15 protein-coding genes are annotated in these 25969 nt (G+C 61.9%); 7 read left to right on the forward strand and 8 right to left on the reverse strand.

The genetic code is table 11. The features are described 5' to 3' along the window. Positions 1-3: 3 nt before the first annotated feature. Both AC0VX3_RS16715 and AC0VX3_RS16720 read right to left on the reverse strand, forming a co-directional pair. Positions 4-438, reverse strand: a complete 435-nt coding sequence (locus AC0VX3_RS16715; protein ID WP_475521456.1) for a PaaI family thioesterase — start codon at positions 436-438, stop codon at positions 4-6. Between the two features lie 94 nt (positions 439-532). After that, entirely contained in the window at positions 533-1876 is a 1344-nt protein-coding gene (locus AC0VX3_RS16720; RefSeq protein ID WP_475521457.1) for a ferredoxin reductase family protein, read from the reverse strand. A gap of 175 nt (positions 1877-2051) precedes the next feature. Here AC0VX3_RS16720 and AC0VX3_RS16725 point away from each other — a divergent pair, with 175 nt between their 5' ends. Beyond that, positions 2052-2549, forward strand: coding sequence for a hypothetical protein (locus tag AC0VX3_RS16725; protein ID WP_475521458.1), 498 nt, complete (start codon positions 2052-2054; stop codon positions 2547-2549). 48 nt (positions 2550-2597) lie between these two features. On the opposite strand, the gene bmt is transcribed toward AC0VX3_RS16725, so the two are convergent. After that, positions 2598-3626 (reverse strand): betaine--homocysteine S-methyltransferase, encoded by a 1029-nt coding sequence (bmt, locus tag AC0VX3_RS16730; protein ID WP_475521459.1) that lies wholly within the window; start codon positions 3624-3626, stop codon positions 2598-2600. Between the two features lie 337 nt (positions 3627-3963). Between bmt and AC0VX3_RS16735 the strand changes: the two genes are divergently transcribed. From AC0VX3_RS16735 to AC0VX3_RS16745, 3 genes are all read left to right on the forward strand, one after another. Further along, the gene (locus AC0VX3_RS16735) at positions 3964-5502 is read left to right on the forward strand and encodes a trimethylamine methyltransferase family protein (RefSeq protein WP_475521460.1); all 1539 of its coding nucleotides are present in this window, start codon (positions 3964-3966) and stop codon (positions 5500-5502) included. A 371-nt stretch (positions 5503-5873) separates the two neighbouring features. Beyond that, positions 5874-13487 (forward strand): SDR family NAD(P)-dependent oxidoreductase, encoded by a 7614-nt coding sequence (locus tag AC0VX3_RS16740; RefSeq protein WP_475521461.1) that lies wholly within the window; start codon positions 5874-5876, stop codon positions 13485-13487. 27 nt (positions 13488-13514) lie between these two features. Continuing rightward, positions 13515-14867, forward strand: a complete 1353-nt coding sequence (locus AC0VX3_RS16745; RefSeq protein ID WP_475521462.1) for an aminotransferase class I/II-fold pyridoxal phosphate-dependent enzyme — start codon at positions 13515-13517, stop codon at positions 14865-14867. Between the two features lie 38 nt (positions 14868-14905). Here the strand turns inward: AC0VX3_RS16745 and AC0VX3_RS16750 are convergent, their stop codons facing one another. From AC0VX3_RS16750 to AC0VX3_RS16770, 5 genes are all read right to left on the reverse strand, one after another. Beyond that, entirely contained in the window at positions 14906-15730 is an 825-nt protein-coding gene (locus AC0VX3_RS16750; RefSeq protein ID WP_475521463.1) for an SDR family NAD(P)-dependent oxidoreductase, read from the reverse strand. A gap of 20 nt (positions 15731-15750) precedes the next feature. Beyond that, complete coding sequence (locus tag AC0VX3_RS16755; RefSeq protein WP_475521464.1) at positions 15751-17475, reverse strand: capsular polysaccharide export protein, LipB/KpsS family; 1725 nt, start codon at positions 17473-17475, stop codon at positions 15751-15753. After that, entirely contained in the window at positions 17472-18704 is a 1233-nt protein-coding gene (locus tag AC0VX3_RS16760) for a capsule biosynthesis protein (protein ID WP_475521465.1), read from the reverse strand. The genes AC0VX3_RS16755 and AC0VX3_RS16760 overlap by 4 nt, the downstream gene beginning before the upstream one ends. Before the next feature lie 58 nt (positions 18705-18762). Continuing rightward, positions 18763-20112: a capsule biosynthesis protein gene (locus tag AC0VX3_RS16765; RefSeq protein ID WP_475521466.1), complete on the reverse strand. Its 1350-nt coding sequence runs from the start codon at positions 20110-20112 to the stop codon at positions 18763-18765. 76 nt (positions 20113-20188) lie between these two features. Continuing rightward, the gene (locus tag AC0VX3_RS16770) at positions 20189-21157 is read right to left on the reverse strand and encodes a polysaccharide biosynthesis/export family protein (RefSeq protein ID WP_475521467.1); all 969 of its coding nucleotides are present in this window, start codon (positions 21155-21157) and stop codon (positions 20189-20191) included. Between the two features lie 470 nt (positions 21158-21627). On the opposite strand from AC0VX3_RS16770, the gene AC0VX3_RS16775 reads away from it, so the two are divergent. The 3 genes from AC0VX3_RS16775 to AC0VX3_RS16785 all read left to right on the forward strand — a co-directional run bounded on the left by AC0VX3_RS16775 (position 21628) and on the right by AC0VX3_RS16785 (position 25964). Then, positions 21628-22740, forward strand: a complete 1113-nt coding sequence (locus tag AC0VX3_RS16775) for an AGE family epimerase/isomerase (protein ID WP_475521468.1) — start codon at positions 21628-21630, stop codon at positions 22738-22740. A gap of 135 nt (positions 22741-22875) precedes the next feature. After that, positions 22876-23787 (forward strand): bifunctional methylenetetrahydrofolate dehydrogenase/methenyltetrahydrofolate cyclohydrolase FolD, encoded by a 912-nt coding sequence (gene folD, locus AC0VX3_RS16780; protein WP_475521469.1) that lies wholly within the window; start codon positions 22876-22878, stop codon positions 23785-23787. Between the two features lie 320 nt (positions 23788-24107). After that, positions 24108-25964 (forward strand): autotransporter assembly complex protein TamA, encoded by a 1857-nt coding sequence (locus AC0VX3_RS16785; protein WP_475521470.1) that lies wholly within the window; start codon positions 24108-24110, stop codon positions 25962-25964. Positions 25965-25969 lie beyond the last annotated feature (5 nt).

A 25969-nucleotide genomic window follows, 5' to 3' on the forward strand; every position in this document is an offset into this window, starting at 1 on the left:
GGTTCACTGGCGCGGCGGCACCGAGTAAGTCGCCGTCGCGTGCGCCACCAGTTTCTCCTGTCCCTCCCCCGCAATGGCACAGTCCACCACAGCCAGACGTTTGCCGAGCTTCAGCAAGCGGCAGGTGGCCAGCAGGTCGCCCGGCTCGGGCTTGCGCAGGAAGTTGATGTTGAAACTGGTGGTCACGGCCAGTGCGACCGGGCCGATATGAGCGAGAATGACCACATAGGCAGCCAGATCGGCAAGCGCCATCATGGACGGCCCGGAAACGGTGCCGCCGGGACGCAGATGAAGCTCGTTGGCCGACAGGCGCACGACAGCCTCACCGGGCGAGACACTGTCAATCGAATAGACCCGGCCGCCCGCATGGATCTGCGGAAACTCCCGGTCCAGCATCTCCATGACTTCGCCATCCGTCATCACTGGCTGCATCGCCACCTCCCTACTGCGTTCTTATACAGTCAACTTCTCGACCTTTCTTACGTAAAGGTCAGAACGGGTGGAATGCAAGTGGACCCTTCCGCACGACAGCTTATTCCGCGGCCTGCTTCCTGGCCTCCCGGCGTTTCTCGATGGTGTAGATGCTTCTGTCCCACAACCAGGCGGACAGCGTGGCAAGGCCGATTCCGGTGCGCATCTCGAACTCTTCGAAATGAAACCGGCTTGCGCGCAGCCCCTTGAAAACCAGTCCGCTCTTCAGCGTCTTGCGCATGGCGGACGGACCGCAGAAAAAGACATGGGCCCGGGAAAGATCGCCGCCAAGATCGGCGGCGATGCGCTCGGGCGTCAGGCGAACGCCCTCATCGGAGTTGACGATGACCAGTTCGAGATTGCCGGCTTCTTCGGCGGCCCGTTCCAGTTCGACCGCATAGGGGATGTCGTCGCGTTCGCGAACGCAGTAGTAGAGCTTGACCGGCCCGGTCTGCTTTGCCTTCAGGCTTTCCGCGAACGCCAGGAACGGCGTGACACCGACACCGGCGCCGACCCAGACCTGCGGATCCCTTCCGGCTGGCATCGAGAACCGGCCGTATGGCCCTGTGACGGTGGCCTCCATCCCCTCACTCAGTTCACGGCGCAGATGGCGGGTGTAGTCACCCAGATCCTTGATCGAAAAGCGCAGAGCCCCGTCGTCACGCGGCGCGCCGCTCAAGGTGAACGGGTGCTCTTCCGACAGGCCGCTTCCCCCGACCGAAAGGAAGGCGAACTGACCCGGCTTGTGCCGCAGTCCCCTGCCCTTCGGATTGAGGGTCACTTCCGTCAGGCCGCCGAGATGACGGACCGTTGCCACTGTGTATCTGTGGCCGCGCGGCGCCATCGGACGGAACACCGACATCCAGACATAGCTGACGATGCCGAGCAGGCAAAAGGCACAGATGTAAAGCCCGAGCGGATCAAAACTCGAAAACGGCTTTTCGATAAAGAAGAAATGAAACACCCCCAAAAAGAAGAAGATGCCGATCAGCCGGTGGCTCCACTTCCACAAGTGATAGGGAATGAAGGTGATCACCGACGCCAGCACAAGAATCAGCAGGCCGTACAGGCTGATCTCGCCGAGATCCTCGGCGATACCGGCCAGGGGGCCGCCCCGCAATCCGTTCATTTCAGCGTCGATGATGTCATGCAGGCCGAGGCAGACCATCGCAACAACACCCAGCCACTTGTGCAGCACGTAGATGCGGTCAAGGGGCCCGAATACCGTCTCCAGCCCGGGTGCGCGGGTCGCAAGGAACTGGTTGATCCCCATGAGGATGAGTGCCAGGGAGCCGATATACTGGCTGAAGAGAGCGCCGGCATCCCGTGAACCGGCCAATGGCACGAACCAGTAAAGCGGCACAAGGCCCGCCAGTGCGATCAGGATCAAACCGAAAATGCGCAAGTGCTCCTCCCCCGCCGGCGCGCGCCTTGCCCAAGGCTCCAAATTGCGCGCCTGCCTATCATGCCGGATCTCAAAAGCGATAAACATTCGTTATGGTCACGAAAGTTTCACCTTGCGGAGACCGCTGAGCTGTCGGACCCTGACGATGCCGATCACACCAACCGGGACTTGATACATGAGCGTCTTGAAATTCTTCGGTGCCGCGGGTTTTTGCGCCTTGCTGACAATTGTGGCACAGGCGGTGCCCCAGGCCCGTGCGGACGACTGGAGCTATCTCGACGACCGGTCCACGCCCCAGAAACTGGTCCAAAGCTACTATTACGCGATCAGCAACCGCTTCTATGCGCAAGCTTACAGCTATTTTCAGGAAGGCTCGGCGCCCAAGAGTTTCGATACATGGGTAAAGGGCTACGCGGACACCGGCTCCGTCAAGGTCAGATTCGGAGAGACGGCACCGGATCCCGGCGCCGGCCAGATACACTGGGCCTTGCCCGTGGCAATCGCCGCCCGGAAAACGGACGGGACCACCACGGTCTTCACAGGATGCTACACCGTCCACATGACAAATCTGGGCATGCAGAGCGCGCCTCCCTACCAACCGATGGGGATCGTGTCGGCTTCGCTGCGCGCAACGGATCAAAGTTTCGGCAAGGTCTCGCCCGGCCCCTGCTGAGGCTTCGGGTCAAGGGCCGCCCGTCACCGTGCCCGTTTCCTTCCGGCGTCAGCCGCGCCGGCGCCCGCGGCGGCGGCCTCCGGCAGAACCGGCAGCTTCGGCACGCGCGGCATCCGCCGCCGTGTTCGGCGGGGACACCAGTGGCCCGATTTCCGCGATCACGTCTTCCAGTGTCGGACGCTGTCCAGCAGAGTGTTCGTCCAGGGCCGCGCGCATGGCCGCAAGATGGACCGGCGAGGTGCCGCAACAGCCGCCGATGACCCGCGCCCCCGCATTCAGGGCCATGTGGGCGTAGTTTGCCATCAGCTCCGGTGTGCCGGTGTAGACGACCTCGTCGCCCCGGATCTGCGGGATGCCGCAATTGGCCTTGGCGACGACGACCGCGTCCGGGTAGGCGTCCGTGATGTCCATGATCGCCGCCAGGAGGTCGGAGGCCCCGACACCGCAATTGGAGCCGATGGCCACCGGTGTGCAGGCGAACTGCGCCTGAAGATCTCCCAGTCCCTTTGGCGACAGGCCCATCATGGTCTTGCCCGCGGTATCGAAACTGGCGGTGATCACCAGCGGCAGGTCGAAGTCCCGTGCGGCTTCGGCAGCGGCCTTCATTTCCTCCACCGCCGACATCGTCTCGACCCAGAGAATATCGGCGCCGCCTTCCACGAGCCCCTCGATCTGTTCCCGGAATGCGGCAACGGCCTCCTCGTAGCTCAGGGCGCCCAGCGGCTGGAACAGCTCGCCGGTCGGACCGATGGAGCCGCCGATGAGCACATCGCGTTCCGTGGTGCCGGCGGCATCCCTTGCCAGGGCCACGCCGGCAATGTTCAGTTCCCGCACCCGGTTCTGCGCATTGTGCAATTTCAGCCGGTGCCGGTTACAGCCGAACGTGTTGGTCAGAATGATATCGGATCCGGCGTCGACGAAGGACGTGTGCAGAGCCCGGATCTTGTCCGGCTCATCCGTGTTCCACAGTTCCGGTGCATCGCCGGACACGAGACCCATCTCGAACAGGTTGGTCCCGGTCGCGCCATCGGCAAGAAGAGCGCCTTTTCTGGCCAGAAGGTCTTCCAGCTTGGACATCGGGTCGCCTTTCGTCTTGTTTGTCGTTCCTGATCCCGCCGCCGGGTGTCTTTCTGCCATTGCAGACCCCGCAGGTACTTCCAATAGGAGCGTCCCTGTGAGAACTGCGGCCCCGGAGCGGCTCTCTCGTTCCAGAAGCAGCGCACCGGGAGCGCATGTGCGGATCCCCGGGCGGCTCTAAGGCTTTCAAGGCCGCGAAGTCAATGGACTTTCGGGACAAAATGGAGCAACAAAGCCCCATGACGCATTTACGGCATTGCGCGACGGATCTGGAGCCGGGCGGCCCGACCGCCTGATCAAGACTATGCGTAACAAAACGCATCCTGGGAGCCAAAGAATGTCAGACGCCGCCCTTACTGGCCGTCGAGGACGAAATGCCCGCCGCGAACGCCGGCAAGCTGGCCCTGCCGGTCAGGCCGTTCCCTATATTTCCCGCAATATCCCGAACTACGAGATCCTGAGCGACGAAGGCGCTGAACGGATAGAGACGAATGCCGACCGGATCCTGGCAGAAATCGGACTGGAGTTTCGCGAAGATCCCGAAGTCATCGCCATCTGGAAGGCCGCGGGCGCCGAGATTGACGGGGAGCGGGTCCGATTTCCGAAGGGCATGCTGCGCGAGATCCTGAAAACCGCGCCGCGCCAATTCACGCAGCACGCCCGCAATTCGGCGCGCAATGTGGAAATCGGCGGCAACAACCTTGTTTTCGCACCCGTTTACGGTCCCCCGTTCGTCACCGATCTCGATCAGGGCCGGCGCTACGGCACGATCGACGATTTCCGGAATTTCGTGAAACTGGCCTACATGTCGCCCTGGATGCATCACTCGGGCGGAACGGTATGCGAACCGGTCGATCTGCCGGTGAACAAGCGCCATTTCGATATGGTCTATTCCCATATCAAGTATTCGGACAAGCCGTTCATGGGCTCGGTCACGGCACCGGAACGGGCCGAGGATTCCGTGAAGATGGCTCAGATCACCTTCGGCGAGGGTTTTGTCGATCAGAACTGCGTCATGATCCAGCTGATCAACGCCAACTCGCCGCTGGTGTTCGACGCCACGATGCTCGGCGCCCTGAAGGTCTATGCCCGCCACAACCAGGCCTGTATCGTTTCGCCCTTCATCCTCGCCGGCGCCATGAGCCCGGTGACCGTTTCGGGAACGCTGTCCCAGATTCTGGCCGAAGCAATGGCCGGCTGTGCTTTGACCCAGTTGATTCGACCGGGCGCACCCGTTGTGTTCGGCGCGTTTGTCAGCTCGATTTCCATGCAGTCCGGCGCCCCCACCTTCGGCAGCCCGGAAGGTTCCCTGCTCCTGAACGGCGCGGCAAAACTGGCCCGCCGTCTCAACCTGCCGTTCCGGTCCGGCGGTTCCTTCACCGCTTCGAAGGTTCCGGACGGCCAATCGGCGCAGGAATCGGCGCAGACGATCCTCGCGACTGTCCAGTCCGGCGTGAATTTCTGTCTCCATGCAGCCGGCTGGCTGGAGGGCGGCCTGTGTTCGTCCTACGAGAAATTCGTCATGGACGCCGACCAGCTCGGCATGATGCATGTGCTTGCCAAGGGGATCGATCTCTCCGACGAATCCCTGGCAATGGATGCGCTTCAGGAAGTTGGCCCGGGCGGCCATTTCCTTGGCGCGGCCCACACGCAACGAAACTTCGAAAGCGCGTTCTACCGGTCTTCGATCGCAGACAACAATTCCTATGAACAATGGCTCGCCGACGGGGAACTGGACGCGGCCCGGCGCGCCAACGGCCGCTGGAAAGAGCAGCTGAGGGCCTATACCGGACCGGAACTCGATCCGGGTATTGACGAGGCATTGCAGGCATACATGAGCGAACGCAAGGCGTCTTTTCCAGACAGCAATGTGTGACCCTCGTCAAATCGCGCAAAACGCCTCGCCGTGCAGCGGGGCGTTTTTTTTATTATTCGCAACTGCAGCCTCACTTTCTTCGCATTCATTGAAGCAGTTAGTGATAACGCGAGGAAGATCTGCGTTTTTTGCGCTTAGTGCCTTTCACAGCTATTAAGCTTAGGATAAAGGTTGCCGGTCTCGGTGGTTTTCATTCAGGTGGAAACCGTCTTGGCCATGGGATAAGCTCGTATCTGACATATTCAGGATGAGCTTTCCTGGTTTGAGTAGACTTTGAGGGAGAGCATTGAAATGAGCATTCTGGAATTTTAGGCTTCCTCGAGGTAACTCAATAACTTGTCCGTTCTCAACAAATAAAAACAGGTTGTTCTGTGGCGTCGCTCACTTCAAACATCGATATTCTTGGTTATTCTACGCGGCTCCCCGGAGCCAACGATAGTGATGAATTCTGGTCGCTGCTGAAAAACGGCGACTGTGCAGTCACATCCGTTTCCAATGATCGCTGGCCGCTTGCCCGGTTCAAGAATCCCGGCCAGAGCACCTCGGGCAAGACATACACCTGGGCCGCCGGCCAACTGGATGATGTCTGGGGGTTCGACCCGGCCTTTTTCGGCATTTCGCCACGTGAAGCCATTCAGATGGATCCGCAGCAGCGCCTGTTGTTGCAGCTTGTGTGGGAAGCGCTCGAACACGCCAACATCCGTCCGAGCGATCTGGCCGGATCGTCGACGGGTGTTTATGTCGGCGCCTCCTCGCTGGATTACCATCACCGGTTCCTCGTCGACCCGGCGATGGCGGACATGCAATTCATGACGGGCAACACCCTGTCGATCGTCTCAAACCGAATCTCCTACATCTATGACCTGCGCGGCCCCAGTTTCACGGTCGACACCGCGTGTTCGTCATCGATCGTGGCTCTGCATGAGGCCGTTTCGGCCATCGAAAGCGGCCAGATCGACACGGCCATCGTCTGCGGCGTAAGCCTTCTTCTCAGCCCTTTCGCCTTTGTCGGCTTCTCCCGGGCAACCATGTTGTCGCCCACGGGTCTGTGTCAGGCGTTTGATGCCAATGGCGACGGTTATGTCCGTTCCGAAGGCGGCGCGGTCGTTGTTTTGCGCGCGGCCCGTGCGGGCCTGCCCGAGGGCACGAAAAGCCACGGAAAACTGCTTGCGACCGGCATCAACGCCGATGGCCGGACCGTCGGCCTGTCCCTGCCGTCTCCCTATGCGCAGGCCGACCTTCTGCGCGAGATGTACGAAGGCCTGGAGATCAATCCGTCGAGCCTCGCCTTTATCGAGGCGCATGGCACCGGTACGCGTGTCGGCGATCCTGCGGAAGCAGATGCCCTCGGGCGTGTCATCGGCCAGAAACGCACCGACGCGCTTCCGATCGGGTCGGTCAAGACCAACATCGGCCATCTGGAGCCGGCTTCGGGTCTTGTCGGTCTGCTGAAATCGGTCATGGCGCTGCGCGAAAACCTGTTTCCGAAATCGCTCCATTTCCTGACCCCGAACCCGGACATCCCCTTCGAGGACCTGAACCTGAAGGTGGCCGGCGACGCGGTTGAACTGAAACCCAGCGAGACAAGGCGTCTCGCGGGTGTCAACTCGTTCGGTTTCGGCGGCACCAATGCCCATGCCATCATCGGGGACCCGGATCCGCTTCCGGCCGTTTCCTCCGATGCACCGGTTGAAGCGCCTCTGGTCCTGACGGCCAGATCCGCAGAGGCCTTGAAAAAACTCGCGGCCGGCTATGCGGACCTGCTCGATGGAACAGAAGACGACGCCGCAGCGGGCAACGTGATCGCGTCCAGCGTTCACGGCAGGGACCTGCTCTCGGAACGCCTTGTGGTGCTCGGCAAGTCCAAAGAGGAAAAACTCGCGGCGCTGCGTTCGTTTGCAAACGAAGACGACGACCAGCAGGACGCCGTTTCAGGCAGCGTCATCAGGCCGGACGCCAAGGTCGGGTTTGTCTTTTCCGGCAACGGCTCGCAATGGGCCGGGATGGGCCAGGAGGCCTACCAGGCCGACATCGAGTTCCGCCGGGCCTTCGACAAGGTCGACAAGATCTTCATGGGCCTCAGCGGCTGGTCACTCGTGACCACGCTGTTCGCAGAGGACCTGGAATCGGATCTGGAACGCTCCGAAATCGCACAGCCCCTGCTGTTCGCGATCCAGGTGGGCATTGTGGACTCGCTTCGCAGCCGCGGCATCACCGCGGCCGGAACCACAGGCCATTCGGTGGGCGAAGTCGCCGCAGCCTGGTGCTCCGGCGCCCTCGATCTGGATGAAGCCGTGCGTGTCATTCGCGCCCGCTCCAGCGAGCAGGAAGTCGTTCGGGATCTCGGCTCCATGGCGGCGTTGCTCCTGCCTGCCGAGCAGGCGGTCGCAGCGATCGAGGAGAGCGGCCTGCCGCGGCTTGAACTTGCCGCCGACAACAGCCCGCGCAGCGTCACCATTTCCGGTGACAGCGAGAGCCTTGACGCGTTCGCGAAATTCGCGCGCAAGAACAAATGGGCGATGCGCCGTCTGAATCTCGCCTACCCGTACCACAGTGCGCTCGTGGATCTGATCGAGGCGCCGCTTCTGGCAGCTCTCGACGGCCTCGATCCGGCGAAACCTGCATTGCCGTTCTATTCGACGGTTACCCCCGGCGAGAACAACGTCAGCGTGACCGCCGATTACTGGTGGCGCAACGTGCGCCAACCGGTGAGGTTCGCCGCGGCAATCGAAAACATGTCCGCCGACGAGTTCACCGTTCTGGTCGAGATCGGTCCCAAACCTGTTCTCGGCACCTATGTGAACGATGTCTTGCGCGCGAAGGGCAAGAACGCCAAGTTCCTGGAAACACTCAAGGAACCGTCCAAGAAAGCGCAGAGCACTTCCGGCAATCCGCTTGACAGGATTGCAGCTTCGATCCTCGCCAGCGGCGGGAAAACGGATCTTGACCGGTTTGTCGGCGTGAAACCCGCGCGGCTGGCCTCCCTGCCCTCCTATCCCTGGCAGAACGTCGAGTTCCGGCCGGAAAACAGCCAGGAACGGGTCGATTTCATGTTCGGCCAGACGTGGCCGCTTCTGGGTTACCGGCTGCGCCAGGATGTGGCCGAATGGTTCAACCATATCGACAGTGGCTCGCTGCCCTTCCTGCAGGACCACAAGGTCGAGGAGAGCGTCGTCTTTCCGGCTGCCGGTTATATCGAGATGTGCCTGAGGGCCGCCTTGCGCTGGTCCCGCGGCGACCAGATCGAGTTGCGCGATTTCGATATCCTGCGGCCGCTGGTGATCGAAGGCGACGAAGTCTGGGAAACGCAGGTCCGGATTTCGCCGGACGACCGCGTCATCGAGGTTCTGACCCGGCCGCGGCTTTCCGACAGCGACTGGTCGCTGAACGCCCGTGGATCGTTCATGACACCGTCGACCACGTCGCGGTCTCCCTGGCTGCGGGAAAGTGCGGAGTTCGTTGCCGAACTCGATCACGACACGCTTTATGAACTCACCAGAAGTTTCGGCCTCAACTACGGGCCTTCATTCCGTCGGGCCGAAAAGGTCGTCAAACATTCGAACACCCGGGCAACGGTTGCGCTTCTCGCCCAGGACGACAGTTTGCAAGACCTGCCCTTTGCCCTGTGTCCGACCCTTGTCGATGCCGGTTTCCACGGACTGTTCGCCCTGCTCGACGGTGTCGAGAACGTGCCGCAGAACACGTCGTTCCTGCCGATCCGCATCGGTGCGCTGCGTCTGCTTGCGCCCGAAGCACATCCGGCCTCCGTTCGCATCGATGTCACCAAGGCCTCACCCCGTTCGATCGAGGCGAGTTTCGAATTCCTCGACAGCAACGGACAGGCCATCGCGCGCCTGACAAAAGCCCGTTTCAGGGCCGTCTCGCTGGGCCAGGACACAAGGCCGGACGATCTGATCTATCGCCAGATCGCAACCGTCCTGCCGGCAAGAGACAGGGTTTCGCCGCTTCAAGGCAGCTTTCAGGGTCTTGCGGCGCTGGCGCGAAAGCTTGAACTGGCAGGATCGCAGGATCAGGAGCTTGATGACAGCCGGGTCCTCATGGAAGCGCTCGGGCTGACCATCGCGCATCAGACCCTCCATGACCTTTACGGGGCCGGCCCTGTGTTCCTGCAGGGTCTGCGGGACGCGGGCGACCTGCACGAGACCGCGGTGCCACTGGCTGCCGGACTGCTGAGCTGGCTTGCTGAAAGCGGCATGAGCGAGGAAACCGAAAACGGCTACCTCCTGAGCGATCCTTCAGAAAATCCGTCCGCCTCGGAACTGCTTCAAGCATTGACGGACGGCGGCGGCGAACACATCGCGGAAGCCGCTCTGCTTGCACGGCTGTGGACAGGTCTGACCGAAATTCTGAAAACCGGTCTGCTGGATGCCGCGGCCAAGGAGTACGCTTCGAGCCTCTTTGAAGCCTACCGTGCCTCGTCGCCCGGAAAGCGGGAATTGTCCGCCGCGCTTCATGCCTTTGCCGGAAAGATCGTCGCCGAATGGCCGACCGACCAGGCCCTGCGTGTGCTGCTTGTCGGGGCAAGTGGCGGTCTTGCCGCGACGATTGATGCGTCGCTTGATCCGACCTACATGGCGCTTTCGGTTACCGATGCGTCACCAGCGGCCGTCAGCCGCGGAGAACGTCTTTGGCAAGGCAGTTCGGCCACGCAATTCGTCGATCCGACGGAATCCGAATTCGCCTTCGAAAGACATTTCGACCTGATCCTGTTCGACACTTCTCTTGCCGACATGGATGCGGACACCCTGAAGCGGTTCTCGCACGCCCTGGCACCAGGTGGCCTCGTGCTGGGTGCGGAGCCGCTGCCGAACCCGCTCACCGACCTGATCATGGGGATCGGAGCGGACTGGTGGGACGGCAGCGCGAGTTCCGAGTTCCCGATTTCAAGGCAGCAGTCCGACTGGACTCGTGTGCTGGAGACCGCCGGTCTGAGGTCCGTTGAGAGCCTTCCGCTGAACAGCAGTCTTGTGGAAGCCGACCTCATCAGCGCCCGTGCGGCCGAAGACAAAAGCGAGCCGCAGGCAGTGGACGGCGCCGCGGCGGAAGAGGCTGAAGAAGCGCAAAAAGCGTATCTTTTGCTCACCGATTCCGAAGGACCTGCACACCGCCTGGCCGAAGGGCTCAAGTCCTGTCTCGAGCGCACCGGACATCGTGCAACCCTGCTCGTTCCGGGAAATGTCACCGAACAGCTCGGAGATGACATCTGGAGCGCCGCGCTGGAAGCGGACAAGCTGACCGAAACAGACGACGCGGCTCTGAAGGGCCTGCTGAGCGCACATGACGGTCGCGTGGTTCACCTTCTTGGTGCCTATGCGACCCAGGGGGACGCCCTTGCCTGCGTCGACACACGCGCCTACAGCCTGATATCCATCCTGAAAGCGCTTGGCGGCGAAAGCGGCGAAGTCTCGCTGATTGCCCCTGCCGGCGCTCAGGACATCGCGGGCGGCGCGGCTCCCGCGCCGGATCAGGCCGGCATCTGGGCATTCGGCCGCGTCGTGATGAACGAGTACCCGGATGCGACGCTGAAGCTGATCGACGTATCCCCGGACCTGGAGCCCGGAATCGCGGCAGCGCGCGTTGCCGACGAAATCCTGGTGACGAACGGCGAACGTGAAATCGTTCTCGACAGCAAGACACGCTCAGGCATCCGTCTGCTCAAGGGCGGCGTCTTGTCCGATGCGGTTCTTCCCGACGGTGCGAACCCTGCAATGCAGCTCGATATCCTGCGCCAGGGCTCCCTTGACCAGCTTGCCTGGAAGGCCGTCGAGCGCAAGCCGCTTGCCGGGAAGGAAGTTGAAATTGCGGTTGAGGCCAGCGGCCTGAACTTCCGCGATGTCATGTGGGCGCTTGGACTGCTGCCGGAAGAAGCGCTCGAAGACGGGTTCGCGGGGCCGACGCTCGGCATGGAATGCTGCGGCCATGTGGTTGGAACCGGACCGGACGTCTCCCGTTTCAAGACGGGCGACAAGGTGATCACCTTCGCTCCGGCCTGTTTCGCCACCCACGTCACGGTCGACGAGAGCGGGTGTGCACCGATGCCGAGCACTGTCTCGGCGGAAGAAGCTGCCACCATTCCGGTGACCTTCCTGACCGCCTACTATGCACTCGTGCATCTTGCGGCGCTTTCGGAAGGTGAGACCGTTCTTGTCCACGGCGGTGCGGGCGGCGTCGGTCTGGCCGCCCTCCAGATCGCCAAATGGCGCGGCGCCCGGATCATCGCGACTGCCGGGTCCGAAGACAAGCGCAACACGCTGAAACTGCTTGGCGCGGATGTTGTGCTGGATTCGCGCAGCCTCGCCTTTGTCGACGCCGTGATGGAAGAAACAGGCGGCGAAGGCGTGGACGTGGTGCTGAACTCGCTGTTCGGCGAAGCCATGGAACGCAGTATCGATGTTCTGAAGCCGTTCGGCCGCTTCCTCGAACTCGGCAAGCGCGACTATTACGGCAACACCCGTATAGGCCTGCGGCCGTTCCGTCAGAATCTGACCTACTTCGGCATTGACGCGGACCAGTTGCTGACCCGCCAGCCGCAGCTCGCGGTGGATCTTTTCGTCAAGCTGGTCGAATTGTTCGAGGACGGCATATTGCGCCCTCTGCCGCACCGTGTTTTCGAAGCACCCGACGTTGTCGACGCCTTCCGGTTGATGCAACAGGCCGGGCATATCGGCAAGATCGTGATCCGTCCGCCGGATGTCCCCGAAAGTGTGCCGGCGGCCCGCGAAATCTCCTTCGACGGCGATGCGGTCTATCTGGTTGCCGGCGGTTTCGGTGGCTTCGGCGCCGCATTGCTGAACCGGCTTGCCGATCACGGCGCCAAGTCTCTTGCGGTCCTCAGCCGCCGTGGTGACGACAGCGACGAGGCCCGGGCGGTCGTCAGCCAACTCGCAAATCGCGGTGTTACGGTCAAAGGCTATGCCTGCGACATCACCGACGAGGCGGCGATCAAGAAGGCTCTGGCCGATATCCGTTCGACCGGAAAGCCGCTCAAGGGTGTGTTCCACACCGCCATGGTCCTCAACGACGTTCTGATCGCCAACATGGATCATGACGGGCTGACACGGGTGCTGGCGCCGAAAGTGCGCGGCGCGGAGCTGCTGGACAGACTGACAGGCGACGATCCGCTTGATCATTTTGTCCTGTATTCGTCCGCGACCACTCTTGTCGGCAATCCTGGTCAGGCGAACTACGTTGCTGCGAACGGTTATCTGGAAGGACTGGCGCGCAAGCGGCGGGCCGACGGACGGCCGGGGCTTTCAGTGGCCTGGGGGGCGATCTCCGACGCCGGTTATCTCGCACGCAACGAAGACGTCAACGAAATGCTGTCCCGCAAGCTCGGCCGGCATGCCTTGACCGCGAAGGAAGCGCTGGACGGCCTGATGGCCCTGATGGCGCTGCCCAATGACGGCGAAGCACGGGATGCGGCACTCGGATTTGCCCGGATCGACTGGCAGGCAGCCCGCAAGGACCTTGCCCTTGTCGGCACTCCGCTGGTAAGTCTTCTTGGTCTCGGCGACGAGGACGAAGCCGGAGCGGAAGGTGCGATCGATCTCGCAGCCATGTTGGACGGCATGGACCAGGTGACAGCGGCGCAGACGGTTGCCAAGCTTCTGGCAGCGGAAATCGGCAAGATCCTGAGAATCTCTCCCGAAGAGATTGATCCGCACAAACCCCTGTCGGACATCGGGATGGACTCCCTGATGGCGCTGGAACTGCGCATGAGCGCGGAGCGTCAACTCGGAATCGACATTCCGCTCATGTCGCTGGCAAATGGCGCGACCCTGATCGATCTGTCAAGCCGTGTTGCCAACCGCGTACTCGGCGAGGAAAATGCCTCGGGCATGTCCGACGATGCGCAACAACTGGCGAGCCTGCACACGGATGACGCCCGATCGGACACAGATAATCTTTCCGACGTTGCCGCGGAAGTCGAAAACAAGAGCCGGGAACTCGGATCGTTCCTGTAACCGGCGACCAATAAAGGAATATCGGGAATGGGCGCAAATGATCGCGCCAAGCTGATGGACAGCTTGAAGGCCAACCGGCGCTCCGCACGCGGACGGGCTTCTTCGACCCCCGCCACAGTGGCAGCGCCCAAGCGCAAGGTCTACGACTTCAAGGAATTGCCCCAGGTCAAGCAGTTGCAGATGCACCGCGCTGCTGCGGACATGATGGGCATCGAAAACCCGTTCTTCCGGCCGCATGACGGACTGGCGGCAGGGACGAGCGTGATCGACGGCCGCGACTACGACAACTTTGCGTCCTATAACTATCTGGGCCTGAACGGGCATCCGCAGATCAATGCGGCGGCGAAAGCCTTCGTGGACCAGTATGGGACCAGCGTGTCCGCAAGCCGGATCGTTGCGGGCGAACGTCCGTTTCACGCCGAGCTGGAAGCAGCCCTGGCCCGCATTCACGGCGTGGAGTCGTCCATTGTGATGGTCTCCGGTCACGCGACCAACGTGACCAGCATTGGGCATCTGATGCACAAGGGTGACCTGGTGCTGACGGACGCCTTCGTGCACAACTCGATCGCCGAAGGTGTCAGGTTGTCAGGCGCCACCCGGATGAACTTCCCGCATGACGATCTGGATGCGCTTGAAAAGATGCTGGCCGACCACCGGCACAAGTTCGACAAGGTGCTCGTCGTGGTCGAGGGATTGTACTCCATGGACGGAGACTTCCCCGATCTGAAACGGATCGTGAAGCTCAAGCAGTCCTACGATGCCTGGCTGATGGTGGACGAAGCGCATTCGATTGGCGTGCTCGGAAAGACCGGCCGGGGGATCTCCGAACATTTCGGCGTTGACCCTAAGGAAGTCGAGATCTGGATGGGGACGCTCAGCAAGACCTTTTCCTCCTGCGGTGGCTACATCGCCGGTTCCAAGGTGCTGTGCGATTACCTGAAAGTTTCCGCGCCCGGGTTCGTGTTTTCCGTTGGCCTGTCCGCCGCCCTCGCCGGAGCGGCCATTGCATCCGCCGAGTTGCTTGAAAAGGAACCTGAGCGGGTCCAGCGGTTGCAGGAAAACGGAGCCCTGTTCCTGAAACTGGCCAAGGCTGCCGGATTGAACACCGGACCGAGCGCAGGGTATGCGGTGGTGCCGGTCATCGTCGGGGATTCCGCCGGTGCCGCAACGCTTTCCAACCGTTTGCTCGCAAAGGGAATCAACGCACTGCCGATCATTTTCCCGGCTGTTCCGGAAAAATCGGCGCGGATCCGGTTCTTCATCACCAGCGATCACACCGAAGAGCAGATCAAGCGGGCCGTCGAGACCACGGCCACCGAACTGGATGCGATGCGCGAAGACGGGTCCGCAGTAGACAGGTTGATCAAGGCCGCGAGATAATCAGGGTATCCTGATATCCGCGCGCCATGGGAGCCGGGCTATGACTTGCCCGGCTCTTTCCTGTTCTGATCCCGATATCTCGGATCCTGTTCGATCTCGACGTTGAAACCGCCCATGAACAGGTCGCCGAGACGCGTCGGCAGAAGGTTTTGCAGGCGGATGCCAAGTGCCAGCAGGAACGGAAAAGCGTAAAACGCTTTCCGTTTGGCGATTGCCTTGTGCATCAGCATTGCGGCCTGATCCGCGGGCATTTCGAAAGGCTTGGCTCCCTTGTGCCGGGCGGACATGGGCGACGTCACGAACCCCGGACAGATGATCGTCACGGAAACACCAAAGGGCTTCAACCAGCCGCGCAGGGAATGTCCATAAGCGATCAGGGCCGCCTTGGTCGCGCTGTAGGACGGCATGTCCGGCAGGGCCCGCATGCCTGCCAGGGAAGAGACCAGCACGACCTGGCCGCGCCCGCGTTTCTGCATCCCGTCGATCACGCCCGTCACGGTGTTGACGACGCCCCGGTAATTTACGTCAATCTGGCGGTCGCTGTCCTCGTCCGGTTCGCGGGTGCGATTCGGACCGAGACCTGCCGTTACCCCTGCATTGGCGATGACCAGATCCACCGGCTTGCGCGCGTCCAGATCCCCGAGATAGGCATGGAGCGCATCCCGGTCGCGAATGTCGACCGCTTTTGCCTCGCCGTCGCTCCCTGTTGACCGCAGCTCTGCAAGCAGTGGCAACAACCGTGTCTCGTCACGTGCGATGAGGGCGAAATAGGTCCCCGCCCCCGAAAATTCCCGAGCCAGCGCCTCCCCTATGCCGCCGCTGGCTCCCGTCAGGACGATGACCCTGTCATGCTCGTTTGTCATTGCCGTTATCCTCGTTTGTGTCACAGCCCGAGCTTGCGCCCGAGCCAGGAGGCATGCCGTTTCAAGGCCGTCGCAACCAGATGCTTGCGATCCGTCCGCTGCGCCGCCAGTCTCGAGACCAGAAACTCCGGAGAACACGGCAGCAGCGTCACCGGATCGATGGTGGCCGCATATTTCACCAGTGCGAGAAAAACCAGTTCCGGCAACGTCCGCTGCCGGCCCCTGCCCTCGATCGGGGTAAGATCCTCGCAAAGTCCCCAGCCGGCGTAAAACGGGGCTCCATGCACGGCGACCTTCCTGCCTCTGAGCAGGGCTTCGAAACCCGACAGGGATGAAAAGGTCTCGACACCATCGACAGCTTCGATGAGGTCGATGATGTTCGCATCCGCTGCGACGTGATCGGCGTATTCCAGCGCTTCCGACTGGGACACCTTGCCTTTGCGCAGTCCTGTCTCGACATCGGGATGCGGCTTGAAGATCAGATAGGCGCCGGGATTGCGCTCCCGCGCCAGTCGCAGCAAGTCCAGATTGACATTCGGTGTGTTGGCGCAATCGATGGTCCGCGAGAGCGACTTTCGGATCGCGGCGTCATCTGCAACCTGTCCCGGCACAAGGATCTTCGTGGCACCGGAGGGAAAATCGTACCGGCGCGCCTTGCCGAAATTGTATTTCGAAACACGGGTCCGGCTTATGAGATCCACAAGGGTGACGCCGCGCTGCCGTTCTGCCTCCGTGAGATCGTGATCGTTGAGAAGCTTTTCGAGGCGGCTTGGGCGGGACGGATCATAGTAGATGCCCAGATCGTCGACGGCGAGCATGGCGCCGCGCGCGAGGCCTGCACCGAGCCCGACGGACCGCAGGAACCCGTCCTCGATCCGCAGGAGTGGAACTTCCCTGGCCGTGCATTCCGCCTCGAAGGCCGGATCGGTTCGGCCCGCCCAGGAAAGGATGCGCCCGCCATCTTCGCTAGCGGCGTCAATCGCCCCGGCCTGGGTTTCGTGAAACCGGACGCCCCCGCCCGTCCCGGTGAAGGTCGCCTCGATCGACGGATGGTTCCAGTACTGGGCGCCGTAACAATGGGACGGCTGCGCATTGGATTGCCATTGATCCTGCATCGTCGCGAAAATGCCGGCTGCTTCCGCCGGTGAAACGGGGGCGCCCGTGTAAGGCGAGAACCAGACGGTTCGCCAGGTCAGGACGTGGTTGACAAACTCCGTCTCGGACAGACCGGCAGACGCGCAGGCCGTCGCCGCGCCGGTCCAGAACGGATGATCCGGCAGCTTCGCCGCCTTCCCGGACAGATACTCTTCAAGGCAGCGTTCATCCTGGCCGAGCGTCGCGGTTTCGCCCGCCGATTGACAGGAAAGATCACGCGATCTCCAGAAGCCGCAGAAATCGAACGCGGACGGCTGTTGTTGTTTCAAGATGGCATCGACAAGCACCGCGGTCGCCTCGTCCGGAGACTGACCGGCCCCGACGGGCAGCAGCAAGAGGCTCGCGGGAACGCGGTTCGCCTCTGCCGGTGTCGGGCCCTGGAGCACCAGAAGCGGGATCGTTCCTGACCGGTTCGATCGCGCCCGGGCGCGAAACAGGCTGTTCTCTCCGGCTGCCAGGTAGAGGTGCCCGGGAGGTGGTGGCGGCAGCGGACCGGCGTCGACCGCGGCGACCAGACGTGCCCGGTGAGGCTTGAGCGCAGGATCGGCGAGCCGCAGTTTTCCGGACCAGCGACGGTCCCGGGTGCTCATAACGGCACTCCGAGCTTGCGCGCCTTTTCAAGCCGCGGCGGAGGATCCACATAGGCACCGAGCGGGTTGAGCGCCCGCGCTGCGACCCTTGCGGCGATGTTCCTTGCGGCAACGCGGACCCCGTCGCTGTTGTGAATCGATCCCCTGACCTGAGTTGTCAGGGCCAGCGCGTTGACATAGGCGTTCAGCAGATCCGCATCCGGCTGGTGCGGCGCCTGCCAGAACCCGGCCAGGTCGCCCTGGTGCGTCAGGCCTTCAATGTCGTAATGCGCGGGGACCAGGGTCTTGACCGGCAGTCCGGCCTGCAAGGCCTCGAGTCCGGCCGTCGAGTTGAGCGTAACCACGCCGGCAGCTTCGCTGAAGGGAGCTGCCAGGCCTCCGCCGTCCAGGTAGTGAACTCTGCCGTTCAGTCCGTATTTCGCTGTCAGCTCATCGACGACAGCCGCCCAGTTCTCGAAACCGACGTCGAGCGGATGGCTCTTCAGCACAATATGCGTCTCTGCGGTTGCTGCCTCGGCAAGAGATCCGAAGACGCTTTCCAGAACCTGCGCAAAGCTGTCGTAGGGCGAATGCCTGCGCAGTTGAAAGTCTCCTTCCAGTTGCAGCGGCAGTACAAAATACCGTGTGCCCGCCGCCTGCAGGTGACGGATGTCCCGCTCCGCCCGTGTGGTGCGCGCCTTTTCCCCGAACAACCGGACAGCGCCGCGCGCATATTCCGAGATCGGAGGATAAATCGTATGGCGCTCATAGGCGGGATATAGGGGGGCCAGCAACACATTGAGTAGATTGTAGACAACATCCGGGGCGGTTTGCAGCCAGAATGAAGACGGAAACATCGGGCTCAGGTCCACCGGCCCCGCGCTATCCGAGATCCCCCGGATGGCATCGGGATCATCCGGAAAGTGACTGAGGGTCGACAGACCATTGCGCTCCAGCGTCATCCAGCCTGGTCTCAGGGCACCGAGCTCCGTAACCGCGACATGGATGCTCTTCTCCCGGGCCTTTGCAATGGCGGCCCGGTGATAGATCCGCTGGTCTCCATGGAGCACAAGATCGGTGATCCCGTTGCGGGACAGATAGCTTTCGATGAACTCGGGCCAGTCGGACGGGGTCCCCTTGAAACTGCTGCAGCCGCTCCCGTGCCAGTGCAGCCAGTCGCCCGCACAGAAATTGATCCGGAAGACCGACATGCCTTCGGACCTGAGGTGCTCACCAATCAGTCTGAACAAGGGGGACAACGGTCCCTGGAGAAACAGGACACGCCGCGTTTCTGCCTGCAGCCCGCTCTCAGCCACGCCAGGCATAGGTCCACCGTTCCGTTTTGCCGCGCGTTGCGATCTGCTCCGCAAATGTTGTCACGATCCCGCGCTCGAGTGCCTTTTCCAGGCGCGGCGGCCGGTCGCAATGCGCCTGAGGCTGGTTGACGCGACCGCTCATGATACGATCGGCCATCAGGGCCGCGGCGGCCTCCCGGCCTTCCTTCGTATAGAAACACCCCTTGACCTGGATCGAGGCAGCCAGCAGACGTTCCAGCGCATCCAGAAGATCCGTGTCGGGCGCCGACCCGTCGCGCCAGAAATCATCCAGCGACTTCTGGCAGGTCAGGCCGGCTATGTCATAGAGCGCGATGCCCAGAACCTTGGTCGAGCATCCGGCGCGCAGGGAATACAGGCCGGTGGTGCTGTTGATGGTCAGGGAACCGGCGGCGTGGGTCAGAAGATGGTTGAGATTTCCGCCGTCGACCAGAACAACGCGCTTCTTGACGCCGTGTTTTCTGGCAAGCGTGCGCAGGATCCGCGACCAGGGTTCGATGCCGTTGTCGAGCGGATGGATCTTGAAAACCAGCCGGGCCGCACCCGGAGCATTGCGGGCAAAGGACTGAATGACCTCTTCGGCCGCATCGGCGATATGGTCATATTGAGAATTGAAGCGCAGCTGGTAGTCGCTCTGCAGCTGCAACGGAAATACGTAGTATGGAAGATCCGTCGAGATGATGTCGTCGATCAGGTGGTTGGCTTGCCGGTTGCGGCGCCTGGCCATCGCAAATCGGGGAATGTTGCTCAGATAGTCGATCACCGGGTGATACAGCTTGTCGCGAAAAAATCCGGGATAGGCCAGAAAGAAAATCACGTTGGCCATGTTCCAGCTGACTTCGTTCACGGCTTCATTGATGAACGGGTACCTGTACCGCGGCTGCCGGTCGATCTCCGGCAGCGCGCTTCCGACCGTGCGGATCACGTCCGGATCCTCCGGAAAACGCGAATGAGCGGACATGCCGCAATGCTCCAGCGTGATCCAGTCGGGCCGAAGATAGCCGTTTTCATATGTCAGGCAGGTGATGCCGAGTTCCGCGCCCACTTCGGCGGCGGCCACATGGTAGGGAACGCGGTCCGCATAATAAACGATATGCGTGACCTGTTTTTCAATGCAATAGGCCCGGAGCCAGGCCGGCCAGTCCGTCAGGCGCTTCCGGTACGAGACGCATCTGCTGTCATGCCAGCCAAGCCAGTCCCCGGCGCATAAATTGACGCGCAGGGTCGTTGCACCGGCTTGTTCCAGACTGTCCGCGATCGTGCGTGCAAATACACCGGGCGGGCCTTGCAGAAAAAGCACCACCAAAGAGCTGACTGAACTCATACCAAATTGCCAATCTGCTGGCTTGGGTGCCCCGGCCGACCTCGGCCGCGGCGTGTTTCGGTCCGACCCTTACCGGTTAATCGGTAATTCTGGCAACATTCGAGTAGTTGCTGATCAGCGGCGCGATGATTTGCAGGAACTTTCCGAGTTCCGCGGTCGGGTGATTTGAAACGTACAAGATGTCCTTGTCCCGCATCTCGAAATGCTGCGCCAGGAAGAAGCCCTTTGGATCGCGGAGCCCCACCTTGTAGACAAGCGGGACGGTCCCGGATCCGGGGATCTTTTCGGCCAGCGCGGGGTTCAGGCGGCGGACCAGAGCCGCGTCTTCGAAGCGGAACAGGAACACGCCATTTGCATCGGCGCGTTCGTCACGCAATCCACCGACCGTCGCGAGCGCTTCGGCCATGGTGACCGTCTTGGTCCGGAAAGGAACCAGCTGGTTGGCCTTGACGGCACCGAAGGCGGAAAAGGTCCGCGGCCGATGCGACAGGAGAATATTGTCGTTCGGGGAAATCAGGACATTGTTTTCCGGATAGTCGAACAGGTCTTCCAGACGTGTCGTGCCGGCGCGTTTGCCGCGCTTGAGCGTCACGACCGTCTCGTAGGTCGCCTCGCGCGCGCCACCGGCCTGGGCGACCAGATCCAGAAGCCGCGTGTTGCGCAGTGGAAGCGGGTATACACCGGGTTTGGCGACGTTGCCGACCACAACCGCGGTGGAACTCAGCTTGTCCATCAGGGAAATCAGGACCTGCGGTTCCACGGCCTTGCCGACCAGTTTTTTCTGGACCGACTGCCGCAAGCCCTCGATGCTCAGACCGGCCGCACGGACCCGCCCGGCGTAGGGCACGAATATGTAGCCGTTTTCGTCCACAACGGACGGGATCTTGCTGGAACCACTTTCGCCGCTGGAAAACAGGCCGTCGGGAGACGCTTCCCAGATCGTCACGGTCAGCGTGTCCCCCACACCGAGGAGCGTGGGCGACCCGCCGCTGCCGACGCCGCGGAACTGATTGGCAAAGGCCAGAGGCCGGTAAGCCCTGATCATGTCGATGTTGTCCGGTCCGACTGTTACGACCGTATAGTCACCCGACTGGGCACTGGCTTCGACATCCTGGGACGTAATATTGATGGCAGCGGGTCCGTCCCCCGGTAGAGCTGCGCATCCAAACAATGTCCCAGCAACCGCCAATATTAACAAAATCCGCATCAGAACCTATTCCACCCTTATCGCTGCCAGTCTGGTAGCACCCTCACACCGGGATGTCCAAGACGCTTCGGTGCTATCCCCCGGAGAAACATCCAGGCTGTGACTTTGCTGTAACACTAGACCGCTTTTCCTAGTGAATTGATTAATTTCCCATTTATCGCCTTTTGCCCGCCGTGGACTCAGCCCTATTTAACGGCCTGCGCCTGCTTTCCGTCGCATGAATTCCGGGGATTTCGATGACAGACAAAGAGCTGACCGACACCGAAGATTTTATTAAAACACTCTCGTCAGATTTAACAGGCTGGCTTGTGGGGTCAGCGCTCCCCCTGTGGGCCTCTCACGGCGTCGACCCCGAGACCGGCGCGTGTTTCGAAGCCATCAACTTAGAAACCGTTAGCGGAACCGGTTCAACCTGCCGGGCGCGCGTAGTTCCAAGGCAGATCTACTCCTTCCTTGAAGGGACACGGCTCGGGTGGAGGGGTCCCGGAGCGGCGATCGCGACCACGCTGTTTGACTGGTACCTCGACACCTATCTTCTGGACAACGGCTTCTATGCCGCTTCGGCGGACAGGGTTGACCAGGTGACCGACACGACATTTGATCTCTACAATCAGGCCTTTTCGCTGTTCGGTTTCGCCCAGGTGGCGGCGGCTCTTCCCGGGCGCAGAGACATCGCGGCCAAACACGCAACCGATCTTCTGAACAGGCTGCGCGACACCCTTCGCCACAGCGAGGCTGGGTTCCGGGAGGCGGTTCCCGACCGGCTGCCGTTGCGGTCAAACCCGCACATGCACCTGTTCGAGGCGTGCCTAGCCTGGGAAGGCGTCAGCGATGATCCGGTATGGCGCGATCTCGCCGACGAGATCGCCGAGCTGGCGCTGACGCGTTTCATCGACCCGGTGTCCGGCGGACTGCGGGAGTTTTTCGGTCTGGACTGGGCACCGTTCGACGGCGACAAAGGCCGGACCATGGAGCCCGGGCACCAGTTCGAATGGGCCTGGCTGCTGGTGGGATGGGGCCGGTCCCGCGGCGATGCCGGCGCGCTCATCGCCGCGCGGCGGCTCTATGACATTGCCTGGACCTATGGCATCGACGAGAGCCGCGGCGTCGCCTTCATGGCACTCAGTTCCGACTTCACCGTTCGGGACCCGCTTGCCCGGCTGTGGGGACAGACCGAATGGATCAAGGCCGCCATCTCCCTGGCACAGGTCTCCACTGGTCCCGAGCGGGCGGCCTACCTGTCCGATCTGACCGAGGCCGTCGGCGCCCTGAGGGTTTTCCTGGACAGCGCTCCCGAGGGGCTGTGGCAGGACAAGCTTTCACCCGACGGATCGTTCGTGTCCGAACCCGCCCCTGCCAGCTCGCTTTATCACATCGTGTGCGCCATCGCGGAACTGAACACGTTCGCCCGCAGCCTTTAGAGCGCCGCGCCAAGCCTGAAGGGAAATGGCGAAACCAGAGCAGGAAAAGACGTATTCGGTCTTTTTCAATCACGGACGGCACTCTATAGCTGAGCCCGAACAACCCGATACGACGCAAGCAATCAGCGAGGCCGAATGTCCCAGGCGCAAATCATCGACGGCAAAGCCATCGCCGGATCTGTCAGGCAGGAAATCACCGACCGGGCAGCCAGACTGCTTGAAACCAGCGGGACACGTCCGGGTCTGGCCGTCGTCCTGGTGGGCGCGGACCCGGCCAGTGAGGTCTATGTACGCAACAAGGACCGGGCCGCGGAAGCCTGCGGATTTCATTCCCTGAAACACACGCTGCCGGCCGATACGGACGAAGCCGACGTGCTTGCGCTTGTCGAAACCCTGAACAACGACCCGGACATTCACGGCATTCTGGTGCAGCTCCCGCTTCCGACCCATATCGACGAAAGCAAGGTCCTGAGGCTGATCCGGCCGGAAAAGGATGTCGACGGGTTCCACCCGGTCAATGTCGGCCTGCTGACATCGGGAGACCGGAAGAACGCGCTCGTTCCGTGTACGCCGGCGGGCAGCCTCGTGCTGCTGAAACGCACGCTTGGCGACACGCTTTCCGGCCTGAACGCCGTGGTGGTCGGCCGCTCGAACATTGTCGGCAAGCCGATGGCAAGCCTGTTGCTGCAGGAAAGCTGCACGGTCACGATCGCGCACAGCCGTACGCGGGACCTGCCGGCCGTCGTGCGTGCGGCGGACATCGTGGTGGCCGCCGTGGGGCGCCCGGAAATGGTCAGGGGCGACTGGATAAAGCCCGGAGCAACGGTGATCGATGTCGGCATCAACCGCATCCCCGCGCCGGAACTCGGCGATGGCAAAACCCGGCTCGTCGGCGATGTTGCCTTCAAGGAGGCCGCCGCGCATGCGGGCGCGATCACACCGGTTCCCGGCGGTGTCGGCCCGATGACCATCGCCATGCTGATGGTCAACACCCTCACGGCCGCGCGCCGGCTGAACAACCTTCCCGATGAGGAAGCTCTTTTCTAGGACAACCGGCAGCACCAGGGCACCGGGCGGCCTTCGCGCTTGCGCTTCTCCGGGTGCCATGATCTATCGTGTTGTGATTACCTTAACCATGGCGTCCTAGGCTTGTGAGCTTAGGGGCTGCAGATGCAGTGGGCCGGATCGTGTCAGCATATCCCGTGACCGGTCGGCCCGGCCAATCCGTCAGGCGGCAGTAAGTGAAGGGTCTACCGTCCTGCAAGTCCGGTGCGTCAGCCGGCACGCGAGCAATCGCATTTACCTCGCTGTCTGCCTCTCGGGAGACGGGCGCGTTTTGGCGTGCGCGCAAGCCACTGATGGCCGGCATGGCGTCCGTCTTTCTGACCACGACCGCGCTGTCCGCGAACGCCTTCGAGATTTTTGGCAAGACATTTTTCGAATCCTCGAAGGACCAGGCCGATGCGGTTCCAGATCCCGTTGCCTATGAAACGGAGCTGTCTGTCTCGACCGGTTCGAAGGAACTCACGGACGAACTTTCCGCCGCCTCCTTGCTTGTTCAGCAGCAGGCCAAACCGCCTTCCGGCGAGCCAGGGCTCATCGCGCGGGCGCTGTCCGACCGGGAACGCCTGATTGCGAAACTCTATGGGGATGGCCGCTATGGCGGCACCGTTGAGATCAAGCTGGCCGGCGTTCCTCTGGAGACGGCACTCGAACAGAGCAATCTGCCGGACAGGCGACCGGTCAAGGTCATGATCCTGGTTCATCCGGGTCCCGTGTTCACGTTCGGCAATGTGTCCGTGTCGACACGCGAGGGTGACCTGTCGTCCGACCCGTCTTTCTGGGGACTGGCCAGCGGTGACACGGCCGCCTCGGGGAAAATCCTGTCCGCCGAAAAGCGCATGGTGAGCGTGTTGCGCGGCCGTGGATATCCGAAAGCCAGAATTGCCGAGCGCCGCATCACGGCCGATCATGCCACAAAGACGCTCGACGTCGCCCTTGTTGCGTCCTCAGGGCCCAAGGCCCGCTTCGGGCCGGTTGCCGTGAACGGCACTGAAATCACGGATCCTGACTTCGTCGTCCAGCAGGCCATGCTGCCCGAAGGTGGGGTCTATTCTCCGGGCGATCTTGCCCGCGCCCGCAAGCGGCTGAATGACCTGGGCATCTTTTCTTCCATCCGGCTTGTTGAAGGCGATATCGCCGGGCCGGACGGAACCATGCCCGTCACGATCGAGGTCAGCGAGCGCAAGCGTCACGTGATCGGCGCCGGCGCCTCCTGGTCAAGCACCGAAGGGTTCGGGGTTGAGGCCTATTGGCGCCGACGCAACCTGTTTGGACGCGGCGAGCTCCTGTCCATCGAGGGATCCGTCGGCCGGATCGGCAATGCAAGTCTTGAAGACCAGGAATATTCCGCCCGGATCGCCTTCGAGAAGCCTGGCGTGTTCGGTCCCCTGACCAGCTTTTCCACCAGTCTGGAGGCGCGGCAGGAAAACCCGGACGCCTACAAGAGCCGGACGATCACTTACGACGCCTATCTCAATCGGGAATTCACGGAACAGTTCAAGGGACGTGCCGGTGCGGAGGTCTTTTACGCCGACGAGGAAGATGCCTTCGGCGAAGACGAGTACCTGCTCGTCGGACTTCCCGCCGACCTGACCTTCGACAATCGGGACGACAAGCTCAATCCGTCAAAAGGCGTTTTCGCCGCGCTGTTCGCGGAGCCCGCCTACGACACTCTGAATTCAAACGGCATGGGCTTTGTCAAGGGAACCGTGTCCAGCTATGTGGCGCTGGATGACTCCAAACGTTTCATTCTGGCCGGCAAGATATCCGCCGGTTCCATCCTGGCGCCCTCGGTCGAGTCGGTTCCGGCCAGCCGGCGGCTGATCGCCGGCGGCGGCGGTTCGATCCGCGGCTATGCCTATCGCAATGTCGGCCCGCGTGTGGACGGCGAAGTGACCGGCGGAAGGTCGCTGATCGAACTGTCGGGTGAAGTGCGCGTCAAGGTGACGGACACCATCGGAATTGTCGGATTTGTGGATGCGGGCAACGCCTATGAAGACAGCGTGCCTGATTTTTCCGAAAGCCTGAAGGTGGGCGTCGGTGCCGGTCTGCGCTACTTTACCCCCATAGGCCCGCTTCGCATCGACGCGGCGGTGCCGCTTGATCCGGGACAGGACGACCCGGATTTCGCCCTTTATGTCGGTTTGAGCCAGGCTTTCTGACGCAC

The sequence above is a fragment of the Roseibium sp. QJM3NY_11 genome, assembly GCF_056173175.1.

What these genes read in the sequence shown, in the direction of transcription:
- AC0VX3_RS16725 (WP_475521458.1), top strand. Translation starts at nt 2,052, where the DNA reads ATGAGCGTCTTGAAATTCTTCGGTGCCGCGGGTTTTTGCGCCTTGCTG.
- bmt (WP_475521459.1), bottom strand. Translation starts at nt 3,626, where the DNA reads ATGTCCAAGCTGGAAGACCTTCTGGCCAGAAAAGGCGCTCTTCTTGCC.
- AC0VX3_RS16735 (WP_475521460.1), top strand. Translation starts at nt 3,964, where the DNA reads ATGTCAGACGCCGCCCTTACTGGCCGTCGAGGACGAAATGCCCGCCGC.
- AC0VX3_RS16745 (WP_475521462.1), top strand. Translation starts at nt 13,515, where the DNA reads ATGGGCGCAAATGATCGCGCCAAGCTGATGGACAGCTTGAAGGCCAAC.
- AC0VX3_RS16750 (WP_475521463.1), bottom strand. Translation starts at nt 15,730, where the DNA reads ATGACAAACGAGCATGACAGGGTCATCGTCCTGACGGGAGCCAGCGGC.
- AC0VX3_RS16755 (WP_475521464.1), bottom strand. Translation starts at nt 17,475, where the DNA reads ATGAGCACCCGGGACCGTCGCTGGTCCGGAAAACTGCGGCTCGCCGAT.
- AC0VX3_RS16765 (WP_475521466.1), bottom strand. Translation starts at nt 20,112, where the DNA reads ATGAGTTCAGTCAGCTCTTTGGTGGTGCTTTTTCTGCAAGGCCCGCCC.
- AC0VX3_RS16770 (WP_475521467.1), bottom strand. Translation starts at nt 21,157, where the DNA reads ATGATCAGGGCTTACCGGCCTCTGGCCTTTGCCAATCAGTTCCGCGGC.
- folD (WP_475521469.1), top strand. Translation starts at nt 22,876, where the DNA reads ATGTCCCAGGCGCAAATCATCGACGGCAAAGCCATCGCCGGATCTGTC.
- AC0VX3_RS16785 (WP_475521470.1), top strand. Translation starts at nt 24,108, where the DNA reads ATGGCGTCCGTCTTTCTGACCACGACCGCGCTGTCCGCGAACGCCTTC.